Here is a 16,805-nt window from a genome sequence, read left to right on the forward strand (position 1 = left end):
ACAGGGCGGACAGCTGCGCCCGGAGCCACAGGCGCGAGCGCAGGCCGAGGTGGCATCGTCGGCGGGACTCCGCAACGCGCAGTCCCTGGCGCCGGGGCGCCCGGCGGTACACGTGGTGTCCAACGCGGCACGGTCATCGGAGCCGGAGGAGTGGCCAGGGCAGGCGGTTCCGTCGGCGGCGTCGGCCAGCGGGGCGTGGTCGGAGCCGGCGGAACGGGTAACGCGTCGCGCCCCGGCGGGAAGGGGGCCCCGAGCACCAGAGGGGTTGTCGGCGCGCCTCGTGGAGGCGCTGTGGGGCCTGGAGCAGGCGGGAAGGGCTTTACTGCCGGAGGTGCGGGGCTCGTGCGTGGCCCGGCAGGCCGGAAGGATTCCGGTGACGAGGACCAGGACGACGGCACGCCGCGCCCGGACTACCTGACGGAAGACAGAGAGACGTGGGAGGCGGGCCGGCGTGGAACCGCACCGCCGGTGATCGAGTAGGTACAGGGAAGGTTCGGAAGTCAGGATGACAGCAGGAATGAGCCAGACCCGAAAGCGTCGCGTATCTCTCGGTTTGAGGGGCCGCCTGCTCGGCACGATGGCTGTGGCGGCTGCCTGGAGTCTGGGATTTGCCGGGACTGCGCCCACTGCGGTTGCCGTAGACGCACAGTCGAAGCAGTGGTACCTCGAACCCATGCATGCCGAAGAGATGTGGAAGACAACCACAGGCGAGGGCATCAAGGTTGCTGTCATCGATACCGGTGTGAACTCATCGACGCCATCGCTGAAGGGGCAGGTCCTGGAGGGGTTTGACGCGACGGGAGCCGAGGGCGATGAGTACGACGACTATCGCGGGCACGGCACGAGTATGGCTGAGTTGATTGCTGGAACGGGAAAGGGCGGAGGGCTGCAAGGCCTTGCGCCAGGCGCGGAAATCGTTCCCATTCGGATTACCGATACGCAATTTCAGAACGAGAACTCCGTGAACCCGCATGACAGTGCTGATGCTATCCGAGCTGCGGCGGACAGTGAGGCACGGATCATCAGCATGTCGTTCGCCAGTGATTTCCCTGGCCGGGAAGAGCGGGAAGCTGTCGGATACGCAGAGAGTAAAGGAAAGCTATTTTTTGCGGGCGTGGGAAACAATGCGGATAAGGGAAACAAGGAGCAGTATCCCGCCGCATACCCGCAGGTCGTCGGTGTTGCCGCTACTGACAGTGGTGGTCGCGCGTCGGCTTACTCCCAGCACGGCAAGGTTGTAGACATTGCGGCCCCCGGCGACGGAATTCCCCTGTGGTGTGACGCAAAATTTCAGAGCTACTGTGACACTGAAGGTGGTACCAGTCAGGCCACTGCCATCACGTCAGCCGCCGCTGCCCTGATTTGGTCCGCCCACCCGGACTGGACAGCCAACCAAGTCCTCAACGTCCTCTTTGACACCGCTGGGCGAGGTGACATGGAAAAGGGCACGCTCAGCAACTACATCGGCCATGGCATCATTCGCCCGGCCGTCAACATTCTCAAGGGCACGGGAAATCCCGGCGCCCCGGACATCAGTCCTCTTACCAACGAGAAGACGGCTGGCTCCACGGCCTCACCCGCCGCCTCCGCATCAGCTTCGTCACAGCCTGAGAAGAAGGGCGAGGCTGAGGGCGCCGCCATGGCAGGCTCCAGCGCGGAGAAGAACGACGACAGCCAACTGGGCCTGATCCTTGGCGGAGTGGCAGTAGTCCTCGTGCTGGGCGGCGGCGCTTTCGCACTCGTTCGCAAGCGCCGTACCACCTGACCGACCGTAGTTCCTCCTGTATGTACCCCCGGCAAGAATGCCGGACCGAACAAGAGCACCAGAAAGGAAGCCAGAACTATGGCAGATCAGAAGCTTTCAGATGAAGCCCTCCTCAAGCTCGAAGGCGAGCTCGGCAGGCGATTCGACTCCGTGAGGGGCCAGCTGAAGACGCTGAACGCGACGATCGACAGCCTGGAAGGCGCCTGGAAGGGCATCGGCGCCAACGCGTTCAACGCCAAGCAGGTCGACATCAACAACAGGATGAGCGGCATCGCCACCCGGCTGGTCAACTTCCAGGAAGCCATCAAGGCGGCTCGCACCATCTCGGGCAACACCGAAGACGAGATCAAGCAGGCCCTCCAGGGCGTGGACGTCGTCTCCGGTCACTCGGGCGGCTCGGAGGCCAGGACCTCCGCCATCAACTCTCTCTGAACCCTGCTGCACCCGTACCGAGTGCGGGCCATCACACCGAACTAGATTGAACTGGAGGACCGTATGTCAGCCAACGACGGCACGATGGTTGTCACTTACTCGAGCCTGGAGCAGGCAGCCGGGGACATTGACCGGCAGAGCAAGCAGCTCCAGGAAGACCTTGCGGCCATCAAGCGGATGATCGCCAGCGTCTCCGAGCTCTGGGTGGGCGAGGCGAAGTCCGCGTACGACGCGTCGCAGGCCGGCTGGGACCGCGATGCCACGGGGATCCACACCGCCTTGTCCGAGATCTCTCGCAAGGTGCGCGACGCCGGTGTCGCCTACCACGCAGGCGACAAGCGGGCGAGGGCCAACTTCGAGTAGAACTCGAGAAGGACGGACCGATCAGGGTGGGCACGCACGGGAGGTGCCCACCCTGACGTGTGTCGTGGAGCAGTTGCAGGGAAGGTCCGAAAGTCAGGATGACAGCACTAGTGAGCCAGACCCGGAAGCGTTGTGTGTCTCTCCGATTGAGAGGTCGCCTGCTCGTGACGATGGCTGTAACCGCCGCTTGGGGTATGTGCTTCGCAGCGACTGCTCCCTCTGCCCTCGCCGCAGACGTGCAATCGAAACAGTGGTACCTGAGCGCGATGCAGGCCGAGGAGATGTGGAAGGCAGCCACGGGTCAAGGCGTCAAGGTTGCTGTCATCGACTCTGGCGTTAATGCGTCGACGCCTTCCCTTGCAGGACAGGTACTGGAAGGACTAGACGCTACAGGAGCCGAAGGAGACGAAACTGACGATTACGACGGGCATGGCACCACCATGGCGGAGTTGATTGTCGGCACGGGCCGGGGCGGGGGCCTGAAGGGCCTTGCGCCGGGGGCCAAGGTCGTCCCGATGCGAGTGGCCGATACGCAGTTTCAGAATGAGCATTCGGTGAATGCTTACGATACTGCGGACTCGATTCGAGCAGCGGCTGACAGTGACGTCAAGATTATCAGCATGTCGTTTGGTAGCGATTTCCAAATGCAGCGAGAAGCTGAAGCGGTCAAATACGCTCAGAGTAAGGGTAAGTTGTTCTTTGCCGCTGTCGGCAACGAGGCCAAGGAAGGAAATCCGGAGAGCTACCCCGCCGCATACCCGGAGGTCGTCGGAGTCTCTTCTGCAGACCGTGATGGAAAGGTAGCAGAGTACTCCCAGAATGGGGACACCGTGGATATTGCCGCTCCCGGTAACGACATCCCCTACTGGTGCAACGAAACGTTCCAGGATTACTGCGACGGCGACGGCGGAACGAGCGCAGCAACCGCGATCGCATCCGCCTCCGCAGCCCTGGTGTGGTCCGCCCATCCCGACTGGACCGCGAACCAGGTCCTCAATGTACTTTTCGACACGGCCAGCCGGGACTGGAAAAAGGGCACGCTCAGCAAGTACCTCGGCCATGGCCTGATCCGCCCATCCATGAACATCCTGAAGGGCGAGGGAACCCCTGGCGCCCCGGACATCAGCCCTCTCACCAACGAGAAGACGTCCGGCTCCACAGCGACCCCCGCCCCGTCCGCCTCAGTTTCGGCCAAGCCTGAGAAGGAAGAAAAGGCTGACGGCGCTGTCGCAGCAGGCGCCAGCCCAGACAAGGGCGACGACGACCAACTGGTCTATATCTTCGGCGGAGTAGCGGCGGTAGTGGTGCTCGGCGCCGCAGCCTTCGCCCTCGGCCGCCAACGCCGCAGATCCTGAACACCTGGCAGCCACCGTTCGGCACCCGCAGCCCCGGCGCCTCAGGTAGCAGAGTGACCACAGGCGTGGTCAGCGATGCTGAATACGCACCGCCGTCGGGCCGGGCTTACGTCACGGAAGCCGGGCGAGCGGGGTCTCGGAGGGGCTTACGGGCCCCGCCTGGTAGACGATGCCGACTTGTTCCTCGGCGCCGCCCACAGTGAGTGCCTGCCGGCGCAGAATGAGCCTCCCGACGATCGGATGCGCGAACCGTCTGGGCTCGTCGTACGAGGGCCGCGCCTCGCGCCCCCTGATGGCGGACCACCAGTGCCGAAGACGCGCCCACACGAAACCCCACACCAGGTTGAGTGATTCCGACGTGATCGAGGTCCACAGGCCCGTCGCTGATACAGAATCCGTTGTACTGGTTGACCCTCTGATCTGGGTGGGTAACTGCCCGTGACCACAGCGGGCGTCAGCGTTGTACCGGGCAGCACGGGCGGGTCCAGCACTGGGCGGGCACGGAAAGGTGGACGGTGGCTATGCGGACGGACAACGGGGCCGGGGACGCGACCAACAACGAGCCGGAGCTGTCGGACAGCCTCAAGACGTTCGGGGCGGTGCTGAAGGCCCTGCGGGACGAAGCCCATCTCACGCAGGAGCAGTTCGCGCCGCTCGTGCAGTACTCGGCGGCGTACATCGCCAAGATCGAGCAGGGGAAACGGTTCCCGCCGAGAGACTTGCTGGACCGCTCGGAGGGCGTGCTTGGGGCGCCGGCTGCGCGGGTGCTCGCTGCGGCGGCGCGGAGTTTGACGCGGAAGGTGGGGCTGGCGTCGTGGTTCCGGCAGTGGGCGGGGATCGAGGAGGATGCGATCACGCTGTACGCGTACGAGTGCCGGGCGATTCCGGGACTGTTGCAGCCGGAGAGGTACATCCGGGCGATCTTCGAACGTCGGCTGCCGCCGGTCACCGAGGAGCAACTGGAGCGGGAGGTCGCTGCCAGGCTCGACCGGCAGCAAGTCATCCAGCAGAAGCCAAACACTGCGTTCAGTTTCATCATTGAACAGGCCGTCCTGGAACGGAGCCTGGGCGGCGACGAAGTCACGCGGGCCAGCATCGACCATCTGTTGTCCGTTGGCCGACTGCGCAACGTCGAGATCCAGATCATGCCGCTGCGGCAAGAGGATCACTGCGGAATCGACGGGCACATGTACCTCGCCGAGACCCCAGAGCATCAGTGGGCTGGATACACCGAGGGGCAGCGGTCGAGCAGCCTGCTCACCGCCCCGAAGGACGTAAGCGTTCTACTCCAGCGCTATGGCAAGCTGCGTTCGCAGGCCCACGACTGCAGGGCCACGATCAGCCTGCTGGAACAGATGCGAGGAGTGCTATGAACACCACCGAGCAGGAATGGTTCAAGAGCAGCTACAGCGGGAGCGAGGGCGACAACTGCGTCGAAGTGGCGGCACACCAGGCGACGGTCCTCATCCGGGACTCGAAGAACACGCAGAGGCGTCCACTGAGCGTATCCCCGGGTGCCTGGTCGGCATTCACCATGCTCGCAGCTGACTCAGCGGTGTGAGCGAGGGCCCCCTGACCTACTCCTCGCCCGCGGCCTGTGCCAACGTCAGTCCGTGGCCGGCGAGATGCTTGATGAGGAGCTCAGCCAGTACGGCGGAGTCGTCGTGCTGGTTCAGCAAGTGGCCGCCCTCACCGTCTCCGTCCTCCTCTCCGGAGGTGAAGGGGTAGCGACCGGGCAGCACTACGGCGCGGGTGAAGAAGTCGCACAGGACATCTGCGAACTCTGCGTCCGGGCGCTCCGGCACCGGCTTGCCCAGTGCCGTCAGGCCGGACTCGACGATGGTGTTGAGGTAGCGGCGGCGCGCATTCCTGTCTCGCCGGGCCTCACCTTCAGGGCTCTCCTCGGCCGCCTCCACCACGCGAAACCGGCCGGGGTAACTGCCGGGCCCGGCATCCGGCCACCCGTCGGGCTCGCGGGCCTTTGCCAGGGCCTCCTCCATGGTGCTCGCATGCACCTGGGTCGTGCGGCGGATTCCCTCGTCGGGGCTTGCCAGCTCGACTCGGAAACGAGGCAGGGCGCCTTCCCGCCCCTCGCTCGACGGCTCACTCATCCCGTCCTCCGTAGCTTGTCAGGTGTCCATGAGGCTGTAACCCCGACGCGAAGTATACGCGGCGTGTATAGCTGGCCGCCGCCCCCGGCCCGTAAGCCGGCCGGCCCCACGAGCAAGCGCACGCCGCTCGCCAAGCCTTGGCGACAAACCTGGATGGATCGAAGGTGGCACGGTCGAGCCGACGGCCAGCGCTCCACCCAGCCGACCTGCTGATCCTGCAAATCGCGTTCGCGCTGACCGGGGCGCAGGCCGACGAACGTGAGACGCTCCTCGAAGTCTTCGCCACTGAGCCGACGCTGGTCACCGACCGGCCCCCCGGGGGGTGCCGACCGCCGCCACCGGCACAACGAGCACACCGGGCAGCCCGTCATGCGATCGCTGACTGCATGCGACCCTGACGGCTTGAATCGATCATCTACGGTTCCGCCATGACGACTACGGAGCCCCGCTCGGATCTTCGGCCCCCCGGTCTGAACGCCGACGAGAAGACCACCCTGCTGACCTTCCTGGACTACCTGCGCGAGTCGGTCCTTGCGAAGGTGGCCGGTGTCCCGGAGCCGGCGGTCCGCACGGCCGGTGTCCCTTCAGGGACCAGCCTGCTCCGACTGCTCAAGCACCTGACGGCCGTCGAGCTCAACTGGTTCGTCTGGGCCTACGCCGGCGCCGACCGCGAACAGTGGGAGGACGAGGCTGCGGTGTCCGCCGACGACACCGCCTCGGACTTGGCGCAGGCCTATCGCGAAGCGGTCACCCGGGCCAACGAGGTCATCCTCGCCTCCACCGACCTGGACCGCCCCGGCGCCCGCTCGTTGCGCGAAACCGCGCCGCCGTCGATGCGCTGGGTGCTAGTCCACATGATCGAGGAGACCGCCCGGCATGCCGGCCACGCAGACATCCTGCGCGAGCAGATCGACGGATCGATCGGGCGGTGATGCAGAGGCGGTAAAGCAGGTGCGATCGCACCCACCAACCGATCATGCGAGCCCTGACCGCCTGCGACCACCAAGCCCCCTGAAATCGATCTCCTAGTCCTTCACCAGGTTCCACCACCAAGCGATGCTGGCGATCGGCAGCGGCTGGTCCGCCTCCCTCTCCTGGAAGGGGGAAGCGGCGCTGCCGGCCGGCAGGTCGGCCGGGTTCTCCGGGTTGACGTAGCGATGGGTGGTGAGGGACCAGTCGTAGTCGGCGCGGATCCAGGAGTCGCAGTCCGTGATCCATCGACGGAGCTCGGGGCCGGCGTCACGCAGGATCTGGTCGCGGAGACGGAGGTAGAGGGCCATGGCACGGGTGTGCATCATGGCGGTCTCGCTCACCGCTTCGTCGAGGGTGCATTTCCGTTCGTACGCGATCAGGTCGACGATGTTTCCGTATCCGTCTTGGCTGCGCTGGCGCTCCTTGTGGTACGAGACCAGGTCGTTGGACCAGCCGATGATCGAGGCGAAGACCTCGACGAACCCACGGATGTCGGGGCGCTCGTAGTCGGCCGCGGGGAGGTCGTACCCGTGGATGATCTCGCTGAGGGTCGAGAAGATCTTGACCCCGGAGGAGTCGAGCCGGACCGCCAGGTGGTCGGAGAGCGTGGGGATCCGCCCAGCGGCACTGTTGGCGGCCATCCAGATCTGGCCCTGGAGGTAGGCGCGGAAACTGGCCGCCCAGCGGGCTGTCTGCACCGGGGTGGTCAAGCTGTCGAGCCGCAGACGCAACTCGCGTAACGCCGCGCTGTAGTTGTCGTCGGTGGGCGCCGTCCAGGGGACCTCGACGATGCGCTGAAGCTTGGTGATCATGAGCAGCGTGGCATCCGGGGAAGCCGCGACGGGTCCCTCATCGCAGTACTCGTCGTCGAAGGCGAAGAGCCACATCAGGAAGTCCGAGGTCCACTGCAAGGCAGCGACGCGTCCGGAAGGGGCGCCGCGGCTGGTTATCTCGCCCACGGAGATCCGGGTCAGCCGTTCGCGTTGCGCGCGGTCGGAGTAGAGGCCGAACCGATCGAGCCAGGCGGCCGAGCGTTCGTCGATCTCACGCCAACTTGGATGGATCCCCGAGGGGAGCGGAACCCACAGCTGGGGGATCTTCGGCGCTGGTGCTGGGGAGGTCATGTACCGCCCTTTCACATGTACTTTTCAATGCCTCTGAGACCCGGAAGTTAGCAAGGTGTACGGGGAACGGGTACAGCCTTTTCCAGCCTGGTTGGCTCGTGTACGGCTGTCGTTTTCGGCCTTGGTTGCGGCGTCTGACAGCGTCTCCGGCGTCCGAGGGAGGTGCGAAAGTGGTTGATCACGCATCGTTTGCAGTTGATCGAGCTCTGCGCACAGTTGGCCCGAAAGTGACTCTCGAAAGTTCGGGATTCACCGGTTCGGCAGCGGATTACTTGGTTCCGCCCATCCGGGGCCGTCGAAAGGGCTGAGCACGCCCTCTCTGCCGCAGCCGTTCCTGCCAGGCGGACAGTTCTACGCAGGGCCCCCTCGGCGAGGAAGCGGCGCTGCGAAGGGGAGAGTTCCCTCAGCACGCCCCTTCACGGCTCGTCACGGCAAAGTCGTAGTTCGGAACCGTCACCGAGCCGGCTCCGCCCGCTATGCCGGGAGGCTCGTAGTCCCCGTCCTTCGACGGGGTGCGCACGACGTGTACGCAGAAGGCTGCGTCCGCACCTCCGGCCTGGACCGTGTAGTCGGCGTCCGAGGGCTTGTTCGTGGCTGCACCGCTGGCCCCCACCCATCCTGCGGGGCGCCACCGCCGCCGTTCTCGACGACCTCCTCCTCGATCATCGTCGCGAACTCCTCGTCGAAGCCGCTGTCATCACCGAATATGTCACCGAAGCGCGAAGTGCCGTCCAGTTCCGCCGTGGCCTGGCTGACCGCGCTGGACAGCTCGTCATCGCTCCACTCCCCATCGGCGACCACGGCCATGAACTGGAACGCCGAAAAGATGCCGATTCCCGCCATCCCGAAGAGGACGACGCGAGCCACTACGAAAGCGGAATCGGGGAGTTCGGGCGCCGACGGGTTGAACGACTCACGCCACCTGCGGACCCTGTCCGCCTTGACGCAGCACATGGCGATGAGTCCGGCAGCTAGCGTCAGAAGAATTACGACCATCACGTGTAGTGCGTTCCTGTTCTTATATGTCCGATCCGCACACCCAATGCAACACAGATGCTAGGTCATCCATTATTTCCACAGGGGCAAAGTTGGCGGGTCGCATGGGGATGGTACGGGGAAATTTCACCTTGTGGTCTCGCCATGGGTACCTACGATGAGCAGTGGTCTGAATTTGCGAGCTTCTCCGAGTATTCGCGAATCAGACCCTCCAGCGCCTCAGCGTTGGGCTTGCCTCCTGAAATTCGAATGCTTGAGAATACTCTCTCGCTGCTCGTGGGAGGTGTTTCGCACACCACTGCTCCGATTGCTCCGGTTTTCGAGTAGATATACTTTCCGTCTTTTGTGATCTTGTCGTCGGGATCAACATTGTTAAAAGTTGACCTCGCGGCGTCACGCAACGACATGTCTTTGCGTAGCCACTCGGAACTAGCGGATAGTACTTCCTTGTTGTCGACATAGATGCGACACCTTCTGATGCCCTCTGTTTCGTGACGTGATACGACGGACGCGCTTTTCCCGGCAGGCATGAAGGGATCCAGGAGCTTAGAGGGAATGGATTTGCCGCAGAGCGAGGAAGGGGTTTCGTAGGATTTTCCTGATGTCGAGCAGGCTGTGCCCACGATGGCCAAGATCATCACCCCGGCAATTGAAGCTCGAAGCCTTGCGGTGGCACGCCCCTCCAGGGTTGGCCTTACCATGGTGATTACCTTTCTGCTATAACATTGTGCTGTCTATTTGCGTCACGCCCGTGATGGGTGGCTCATTTCATGCAACTATGTAGGAATGTCGGTCTCCAGGTCGTCGGCCATTCGTTGACCTGCTGTGGAGGCGTCATTGAACCCGTTTCGGGTTCCCTCTCGCGTCCACTCCTCAAACTTTCCTACGTCAGGTGATTTGTGTGTCCTCCCGGCACCGTCCGCGGCAATTCTTGCAAGTTCAGTATTCCTTTCTGCGCTGTCCTCCCAAAGTTCACCTACAGTTTTACCTGCCTCCTTCACTTTTTCGGGCTCTGTGTCCTTGAAGAGCTGTTCCAGTACGGCCCCGCTCACGGTCCCTGCCGCCCCACCCACTGCGGCGCCTACGACAGGGCTCGCGACGAAACTGGTACCGATGCCCACACCAGTGCCAATAACCCCTGAAGTGATGCCCTTCTTCTGGTTTACGGCATGTTCGAAATTATCGTCATCCTCCTTCGCTTCACCCAGCACTGCTTCTTGGCGCCCGATGGCAAGAGTGCCGCCGACCTCGCCCGATCTGCGGGTGATTTCCTTGACCGTGTCTTCGGTCGAGTGCGGATATTTCTGATCGGCGGCGATTTCTGGGTTGAGATGGTAATGCAAAAGGTTAGCCATGTATGATTTCTGGCCTACTTCGACTGCGCTGTAGCCCTCCGGATTCTGCCCTAGGCTTACCAGTAGGCGAGTCACGTCCGTGTGCTCCAGCTTGGCGGCATGACCAGCAATGGGGAAGAGTTTTGGAACGCTCTTGTTTTCGTCGCTGGCGTCGGTGGTAGCCCGGTTGATGTCTGGCAGATACTCGGACGCAATTTGGCCGATGCTGTCAGACATGTATCCATGCCCAGTCAACCGCTCAGGGTCTTCCGAGATGGAGGCGGTAAGGCTCTCCATAAGCTTGGCCTGGCTTGCGGTGTGGGCCGGCAGGCCAGTTGCTGGGATCTCCCCCGCCGGATGCCCTGTCGTCGCCGCTTCCAGGGCCAAGGCCATGGAGTTCCGTCCGGAGATGCTGTCCTCGCCTTTGTTCGTGTAATCCTTCGGCCAGTCACGCTCCTCGAAGAGATAGTCGAAGTTGCTGAGTTCCCTCCGCCCCTTCTTCTCGTCGTCTTCCTTGAAGTCGTGATCCTCATCCTTCGTCAGGAAGGTGTCGTTGAAGAACTCCGTCGCAGCATCAGGGCTGCTCGACAGCGCCTTCATGAATCCGGTCATCGGGTCCATGCCGGAATCAGATCCGGTGCGGTTGAGCGTCGGGTCCATGGGGGCCGGGGTGTTCCAGGTGCCGTGCCTGCCGTTGTCGGTGCGTTCCTTCTCGGTTTTGATCAACTCGTTCCCGTACTCGTTGAGGAAACTGTTGTCGTAGTTCCCCCAACGCATGAGATTGCTCATCACTTGGAAGCCGACGGTGCCTGAATTCTTCGAGATGGGCTGGCTGCCGAGCTCTACCATCTCGTGCTTCCACTTCGTCATCCCGGACGAATCACTATGACTGGCAGTGGCGAGGGTGAGACTCAGGTTCTTCTGCAATTCGTCGAACTGGTCGCCCCGGGCCCTCTGCAGGTCGGTAGAACTCGGGGTGTTCAGCTCCGCCCAGAAGTCCAACGTCCCCCGTGCCTTCAGCTGCTCCGCGAAGCGGGCGCTGAACAGCTCGTCGCCCGACATCTTCTTGAGCCCGGTGTTCAGCTTGTCGAATTCCTTGGCGGTGAGGTCGTCCGGGTTCTTCTTCGCGATGGCCGCCAGCTCGTCGGCCTGCTTGATCGCCTTGTCCGCGGAGTCCCGGTCCTTGTACTCGGCACCGGTGAATCCGAGCTCGGCTTGGTCCGCAAGAGCGCGGAGGGCGCAGAGCCTGTGTGGTCGCTCTCGGTCGCCTTGTCGAGGATCTTCTGGAGCTCGCCGCGCAGTGCGTCGACATCATGCTGGCTCTCGCTGGAGCCGGGAGCGGTAGGGCCCATGGTCGGGGCGACATAGAGGGAGCCGGTGGTGACCATGAAGCCGCCTCCGCTGGTGGCGGCGACCCTGAGGTTCTTCGCCGTCCCGCGTTCCACGGCTTCGTTGAGCTGCCTCTGGTAGGCCTTCAACTCGTCGCGCGTGTCCTTGACGATGTTCCACAGGGACTTCGCCTGCTTGTGGGCGTCATCGAATTCACGCACCGTCTTGTCGACGAACCCCTTGGTGACGTTGGCGTTGTCGCCCGACCAGTCGGCCTTGTCGGCCGCTGCCTTGAGACCGTCCCGGGCGTCATCCTTCAGGACGGCGAGGTTGCTCACCATGGTCGACCAGTCGGTGACGGCCGCGTCCAGTTGTTCGAACTTGGCGAAGCGCAAGGTTTCGAAATCCATCAGTTGTCCGCCTTGTTCTTCTCACCCTTGGGCGCGTTGTCATCATCGAAGGCCTCGTCGAGCGCGGCGATACTGCTGACCCTGCTCCGGACGTACTGATCGTCTCCGTCGTGCACGTACTTCGTGAAGTCCATGTGGTTCGCGATGTGCCCACACGCATCCAGAAGGGACTTGAGCTGGACGTCCCACTTGCTCGCCACGTGCCGGAGCGCGCCACCGAGTTCGAAACCCTGCGTGGTGAGATCGCCCGCCGCTGATTCGCTGGTCGGGACTGCTACGCGGGCCTCTTTCCGCAAGCGCGTATTCAGCTTGGAGGCCTCGTTACGGACGCCCGACAGGTCGGTCTAATCGACGGCGAGGTCTCCCTTCCTGCCCCCGCCGCCACCAGGCTCGGCCTTGTTGAGGCGCATCTGCGTGCCGCCCTTGTCGGCCGCGTCTTCCTTCAATTGCTCCCACTCGGCCCATGCCATCTGGAACCCCCGTCACTCGGTGCGTACTGCAATGCTGAACGTTTCGAACATCTGCGCGTCGGCGGACACGCCACGGCGGGCGGCGACAGCGGCGCGTATGCGCCTGCCGTCACCGCCCGCCCCGGGACCGCGTACGCCCTACCGCTCCCCGTCCATGAGACCGGACTGCACCAGCGGATTCCCGCGGCGCCGGGTGACGAACACCCCGCGCCCCGGGGGCATCGGGCGCGGTCGTACGTTGCCGAGGATGTCTCCCTCGATCGGGTCGCCCGAGAGCATCAGGCCCTGCGCGCCCAGTTCCAGGATGCGCTGCAGGAAGGGCTCGTACAGGGCGCGGCCCGCGCCCGCCGTGCTGCGGGCGATGATGAACCGCACGCCGACGTCGCGGGCGAACGGCAGCATCTCCGTGAGCTTCGCCAGCGGGTTGCCGCTCGACGTCGAGACCAGGTCGTAGTCGTCGACGACCACGTACACGTCGGGGCCGCTCCACCAGCTGCGGTCACGCAGCTCCTGCGCCGTGACCTCGGGCGAGGGGGTGCGGCGCTTCATGAGGTCGTACAGCGCGTCCGCGTGGTGCTCCATGTTGTTGGACATGGGCACGTACTCCGCCAGGTGCGTGGCGGGGGTGACGTCCAGGAGCGCTCGCCGGTTGTCGATGACGAAGAACTTGGCGGCGTTCCCCTCGTACCTCTCGGTCAGCTGCTTGATGAGCAGGCGCAGCAGGTTGGACTTGCCGGACTCGCTCTCGCCGAACACCAGGAAGAACGGATCCCGCTCGAAGTCGAGGAAGACCGGCTCCAGGTTGTTCTCGTCGATACCGAACGCGATGCCCCGCTCCGGCCGCGCGTAGCCCGCGGGCAGTTCGCGGACCGGGAGTTCGCGGGGCAGCAGCCGGACCGCCGGGGCGGGCGCCGCGGTCCAGTGCCGGGCGACCTCCTGGTTCATGGCGGCCGTGGCCTCGGAGAGGTCGCTGTCGGAGTTGATGCCGTCGATCCGCGGCACCGCGGCCATGAAGTGCAGCTTCTCCGGGGTGAGACCGCGACCGGGTACGCCGGCGGGCACGTTGACGGCGGCCTTGCGGTCCAGCTCGGAGTCCATGACGTCACCGAGCCGCAGTTCGAGCCGGTTCATCAGGTGGTCCTTGAGGTTGGCCCGGACCTCCATGGAGCGTGACGCCGTGACGATCAGGTGGATGCCGTAGCCGAGTCCGCGTTGTGCGATGTCGACGGCCGCGGATTCCAGGCCCTCGTAGTCCGTCCGGAAGTTGCCCCAGCCGTCGATCAGCAGGAACACGTCGCCCCACGGCTGGTCCGTGACCGAGATGTCGCCGCGCGCCCGCATCCTGCGGAAGGTGGCGATGGAGTCGATGCCCGCGCTGCGGAAGTACTCCTCGCGGCGCGCCATGATCCCGTACACCTCGGCGACCGTACGGCGGACCCGCTCGGGGTCGAGCCGGGACGCGATCCCGCCGACATGGGGGAGACCGGAGACCGAGGACAGTCCACCGCCACCGAAGTCGAGTCCGTAGAACTGGACCTCCTGGGGCGTGTGGGTGAGGGCGAAGCCCGCGATGAGCGTGCGCAGCAGCGTGGACTTGCCCGACTGCGGGCCGCCGGTGATCTGCATGTGGCCCGCCGCTCCGGAGAAGTCCCGGTAGAGCGTGTCGCGGCGCTGCTCGTACGGCTTGTCGACCACACCCAGCGGCACGACGAGGCGTCCCGCACCCTCGAACCCGGGCTGGGTCAGCCCGCGCCCCTCCACCGCGGAGAGCCCCGGCAGGAGCTCGTCCAGCGACGGCGGATTGTCCAGCGGAGGCAGCCACACCTGGTGCGCGGACGCCCCCCGGCCCTCCAGCCGGCGCACGATCACGTCGAGCACCGTGTCGGCCAGGGCGTCGTCCTCGGCCGTGCGGGCATCGGGTACGCCGGCCTGCGCCGTCGGCTGTACGTAACGCACCGGCACCGGAGCCGCGGTGAACACCGCCGGCCTGCGGTCCACCGGCAGAGGACCGGAGGACGCGGCCGGCTGAGCACCCGAGCGGTACACCCCGGAGACGTACGCCGCCTTGAAGCGCACCATCTCGTCCGTGCCGTACTTCAGATAGCCCGAACCGGGGACATTGGGCAGGTGGTAGGCGTCGGGGACGCCCAGCGCGGCCCGGGACTCACCCGCGGAGAACGTACGCAGACCGATCCGGTACGACAGATAGGTCTCCAGGCCGCGCAGCCGCCCCTCCTCGAGGCGCTGCGAGGCGAGCAGCAGATGGACGCCCAGGGAACGGCCGATGCGCCCGATCTGCACGAACATCTCGATGAAGTCCGGCTTGGCCGTGAGCAGCTCGCTGAACTCGTCGATGACCAGGACGAGGGAGGGGATGGGCTGCAGCGGCGCACCCGCGGCCCGCGCCTTCTCGTAGTCGTGGATGTTGGCGTAGTTGCCCGCGTCGCGCAGCATCTCCTGGCGGCGGTTGAGCTCACCGCTGATGGAGTCGCCCATGCGGTCCACCAGCGTCAGGTCGTCCGCGAGGTTGGTGATCACCGCCGCGACGTGGGGCATCTGCGCCATGCCGGCGAAGGTGGCGCCACCCTTGAAGTCCGCGAGGACGAAGTTCAGCGTCTCCGACGTGTGGGTGACGGCGAGGCCCAGCACGAGCGTGCGGAGCAGCTCGGACTTTCCGGAACCGGTGGCGCCGACACACAGACCGTGCGGGCCCATGCCCTCCTGCGCCGCCTCCTTGAGGTCCAGCATCACGGGGCCGCCGTCCTCGCCCACGCCGATCGGCACCCGGAGCCGCTCCGCCTGCGAGCGGGCCCGCCAGGTCCGGCTGACGTCGACCGAGGCGGCGTCACCGAGATTCAGCAGATCGGTGAACTCCAGGTTGGCGAGCAGCGGTTCGTCGTCGTCCCCGCCCGATGCCACGTGGAGAGGGGCCAGCTGCCGCGCCAGCGCCTCCGCGGCCTCGTGGCTCAGCAGGTCGGGGAGGCCGTCGTACACCAGACCGTGCCCCGACTCCAGCTGCAGCGAGTGGGGGTCGACCACGATCGAGAGGCCGCCGCGCGCCCCGTTGACCTGGCCCGTGACGATCTCGACGACCGTCACGCCCTGAAGGCCTTCCGCCGACGCGAGCGCCGACGTCGCCGGTACGGACTCACCGTCGAGCACGACCACGACGTGCGGCTGGTCGAGGATCGGCTGGCCACCCGGCTGGAAGCGAGGCCGGCCGTCGAGACGGCCCGCGAGCATCTCCTCCAGCTCCGCGACGCTCGTGCTGATCAGACGGCGGCTGCCGGCGCCGTCGGTGGAGCCCTGCACCTGGACGTGCGGGAGCCACTTCGTCCATTCCCAGCGCGGAGCGGCGTCGCGGCCGGTCGCGACGGCGATGATCAGGTCCTCGGGGGAGTGCAGCGAGGCGAGCGCCCCGACCATCGCGCGGGCCGTGGCACGCGCGGACTCCGCCTCGCCGCTGATCGTCAGGTGGTAGAAGGCACGGAGTGAGACCGCCATCGGCAGCCCCTCCAGCGTGCTGTGGGTCGTCAGGAACTGCTGCATCGCCCCGGCGGTCAGCGGCTCCAGCTCATCGACCGGTGCGGTGTCCGGTGCGACGAGCGGCGTGGCGAGTTCCTGGCTGCCCAGGCCGATGCGTACGTGTGCGAAGTCCGCGTCCCCGACACGGCGCTCCCACACCCGGCTGCCCTCGGCGACGAGCGCCCACAGCTGCTCCGGGGACGGGTGGAGGTAGAACTGCGCGTCGCGCTGCTGCCGGGCGGTCCGCAGCACAGCGCGTCTGGTCTGCGTCAGATACTTCAGATAGTCGCGCCGCATGTCCGCGAGCTGACCCTGGGTGCCGCGCCGGAAACGGATGATCATCGCAATGGCCATCGCGACCGTCGACGCAATCATGATCATGCCCATGATCCGCATGATCGGGTTCGGCGTCATGAAGAAGAAGACGACGGAACCACCCATGCCGAGCATCGGCAGCAGCTGCATCATCACCCCCTCCTGCTGCCCACGGGGCAACTCGGGTGGAGGTTGCAACTGCACCTGCTCGCCCGGAACTTCGGAGGGGAGGGCCCTCGGTGGGCGCTTGACGACGATCTGGCTCACAGCTCACCAATTCCCTTGCCGGACGGAACTGTTCCTA

At 65.1% G+C, this 16,805-nt stretch carries 16 protein-coding genes; 7 read left to right on the forward strand and 9 right to left on the reverse strand.

Annotated features, from left to right (window positions below; all coding sequences use genetic code 11):
- Positions 1–505: 505 nt before the first annotated feature.
- The 6 genes from ACIQM3_RS07185 to ACIQM3_RS07210 all read left to right on the forward strand — a co-directional run bounded on the left by ACIQM3_RS07185 (position 506) and on the right by ACIQM3_RS07210 (position 5,476).
- On the forward strand, positions 506–1,765 hold the full coding sequence (locus ACIQM3_RS07185; RefSeq protein ID WP_401619828.1) for a S8 family serine peptidase: 1,260 nt from the start codon (positions 506–508) through the stop codon (positions 1,763–1,765).
- Positions 1,766–1,843: 78 nt separating this feature from the next.
- Positions 1,844–2,197: a WXG100 family type VII secretion target gene (locus ACIQM3_RS07190; protein ID WP_356713729.1), complete on the forward strand. Its 354-nt coding sequence runs from the start codon at positions 1,844–1,846 to the stop codon at positions 2,195–2,197.
- Positions 2,198–2,260: 63 nt separating this feature from the next.
- Positions 2,261–2,560, forward strand: coding sequence for a WXG100 family type VII secretion target (locus ACIQM3_RS07195; RefSeq protein ID WP_356713730.1), 300 nt, complete (start codon positions 2,261–2,263; stop codon positions 2,558–2,560).
- A gap of 98 nt (positions 2,561–2,658) precedes the next feature.
- Positions 2,659–3,915, forward strand: a complete 1,257-nt coding sequence (locus ACIQM3_RS07200; protein ID WP_401619832.1) for a S8 family serine peptidase — start codon at positions 2,659–2,661, stop codon at positions 3,913–3,915.
- Between the two features lie 521 nt (positions 3,916–4,436).
- Complete coding sequence (locus ACIQM3_RS07205; protein WP_401619835.1) at positions 4,437–5,288, forward strand: helix-turn-helix domain-containing protein; 852 nt, start codon at positions 4,437–4,439, stop codon at positions 5,286–5,288.
- Positions 5,285–5,476, forward strand: a complete 192-nt coding sequence (locus tag ACIQM3_RS07210; RefSeq protein ID WP_401619838.1) for a DUF397 domain-containing protein — start codon at positions 5,285–5,287, stop codon at positions 5,474–5,476. Before ACIQM3_RS07205 ends, ACIQM3_RS07210 begins: the two co-directional genes overlap by 4 nt.
- 16 nt (positions 5,477–5,492) lie before the next feature.
- Here the strand turns inward: ACIQM3_RS07210 and ACIQM3_RS07215 are convergent, their stop codons facing one another.
- Positions 5,493–6,026, reverse strand: coding sequence for a hypothetical protein (locus ACIQM3_RS07215; protein ID WP_401619841.1), 534 nt, complete (start codon positions 6,024–6,026; stop codon positions 5,493–5,495).
- A gap of 428 nt (positions 6,027–6,454) precedes the next feature.
- Here ACIQM3_RS07215 and ACIQM3_RS07220 point away from each other — a divergent pair, with 428 nt between their 5' ends.
- Positions 6,455–6,958: a DinB family protein gene (locus ACIQM3_RS07220; protein WP_401619844.1), complete on the forward strand. Its 504-nt coding sequence runs from the start codon at positions 6,455–6,457 to the stop codon at positions 6,956–6,958.
- A 93-nt stretch (positions 6,959–7,051) separates the two neighbouring features.
- On the opposite strand, the gene ACIQM3_RS07225 is transcribed toward ACIQM3_RS07220, so the two are convergent.
- The 8 genes from ACIQM3_RS07225 to eccCa all read right to left on the reverse strand — a co-directional run bounded on the left by ACIQM3_RS07225 (position 7,052) and on the right by eccCa (position 16,768).
- The gene (locus tag ACIQM3_RS07225; RefSeq protein WP_401619847.1) at positions 7,052–8,122 is read right to left on the reverse strand and encodes a (+)-(1(10)E,4E,6S,7R)-germacradien-6-ol synthase; all 1,071 of its coding nucleotides are present in this window, start codon (positions 8,120–8,122) and stop codon (positions 7,052–7,054) included.
- Between the two features lie 474 nt (positions 8,123–8,596).
- Entirely contained in the window at positions 8,597–8,989 is a 393-nt protein-coding gene (locus tag ACIQM3_RS07230) for a hypothetical protein (RefSeq protein WP_401619850.1), read from the reverse strand.
- Between the two features lie 281 nt (positions 8,990–9,270).
- Positions 9,271–9,759, reverse strand: coding sequence for a hypothetical protein (locus tag ACIQM3_RS07235; RefSeq protein ID WP_401619853.1), 489 nt, complete (start codon positions 9,757–9,759; stop codon positions 9,271–9,273).
- A 135-nt stretch (positions 9,760–9,894) separates the two neighbouring features.
- Positions 9,895–11,514 carry a DUF6571 family protein gene (locus ACIQM3_RS07240; protein ID WP_401619856.1) on the reverse strand — a complete coding sequence of 540 codons (1,620 nt, stop codon included), beginning with the start codon at positions 11,512–11,514 and terminating at the stop codon, positions 9,895–9,897.
- Positions 11,515–11,531: 17 nt separating this feature from the next.
- A complete protein-coding gene (locus ACIQM3_RS07245) occupies positions 11,532–12,191 on the reverse strand; it encodes a hypothetical protein (protein ID WP_401619859.1) in 660 nt (219 codons plus the stop codon).
- Positions 12,191–12,487 carry a hypothetical protein gene (locus ACIQM3_RS07250; protein ID WP_401619861.1) on the reverse strand — a complete coding sequence of 99 codons (297 nt, stop codon included), beginning with the start codon at positions 12,485–12,487 and terminating at the stop codon, positions 12,191–12,193. Before ACIQM3_RS07250 ends, ACIQM3_RS07245 begins: the two co-directional genes overlap by 1 nt.
- A 48-nt stretch (positions 12,488–12,535) precedes the next feature.
- Positions 12,536–12,661 carry a hypothetical protein gene (locus ACIQM3_RS07255; RefSeq protein ID WP_401619864.1) on the reverse strand — a complete coding sequence of 42 codons (126 nt, stop codon included), beginning with the start codon at positions 12,659–12,661 and terminating at the stop codon, positions 12,536–12,538.
- Between the two features lie 138 nt (positions 12,662–12,799).
- On the reverse strand, positions 12,800–16,768 hold the full coding sequence (gene eccCa / locus ACIQM3_RS07260) for a type VII secretion protein EccCa (protein ID WP_401619867.1): 3,969 nt from the start codon (positions 16,766–16,768) through the stop codon (positions 12,800–12,802).
- Between the last annotated feature and the right edge of the window lie 37 nt (positions 16,769–16,805).

Origin of the sequence: Streptomyces sp. NPDC091271 (genome assembly GCF_044757505.1) — a bacterium.
In the GTDB taxonomy this organism is placed as follows: domain Bacteria; phylum Actinomycetota; class Actinomycetes; order Streptomycetales; family Streptomycetaceae; genus Streptomyces.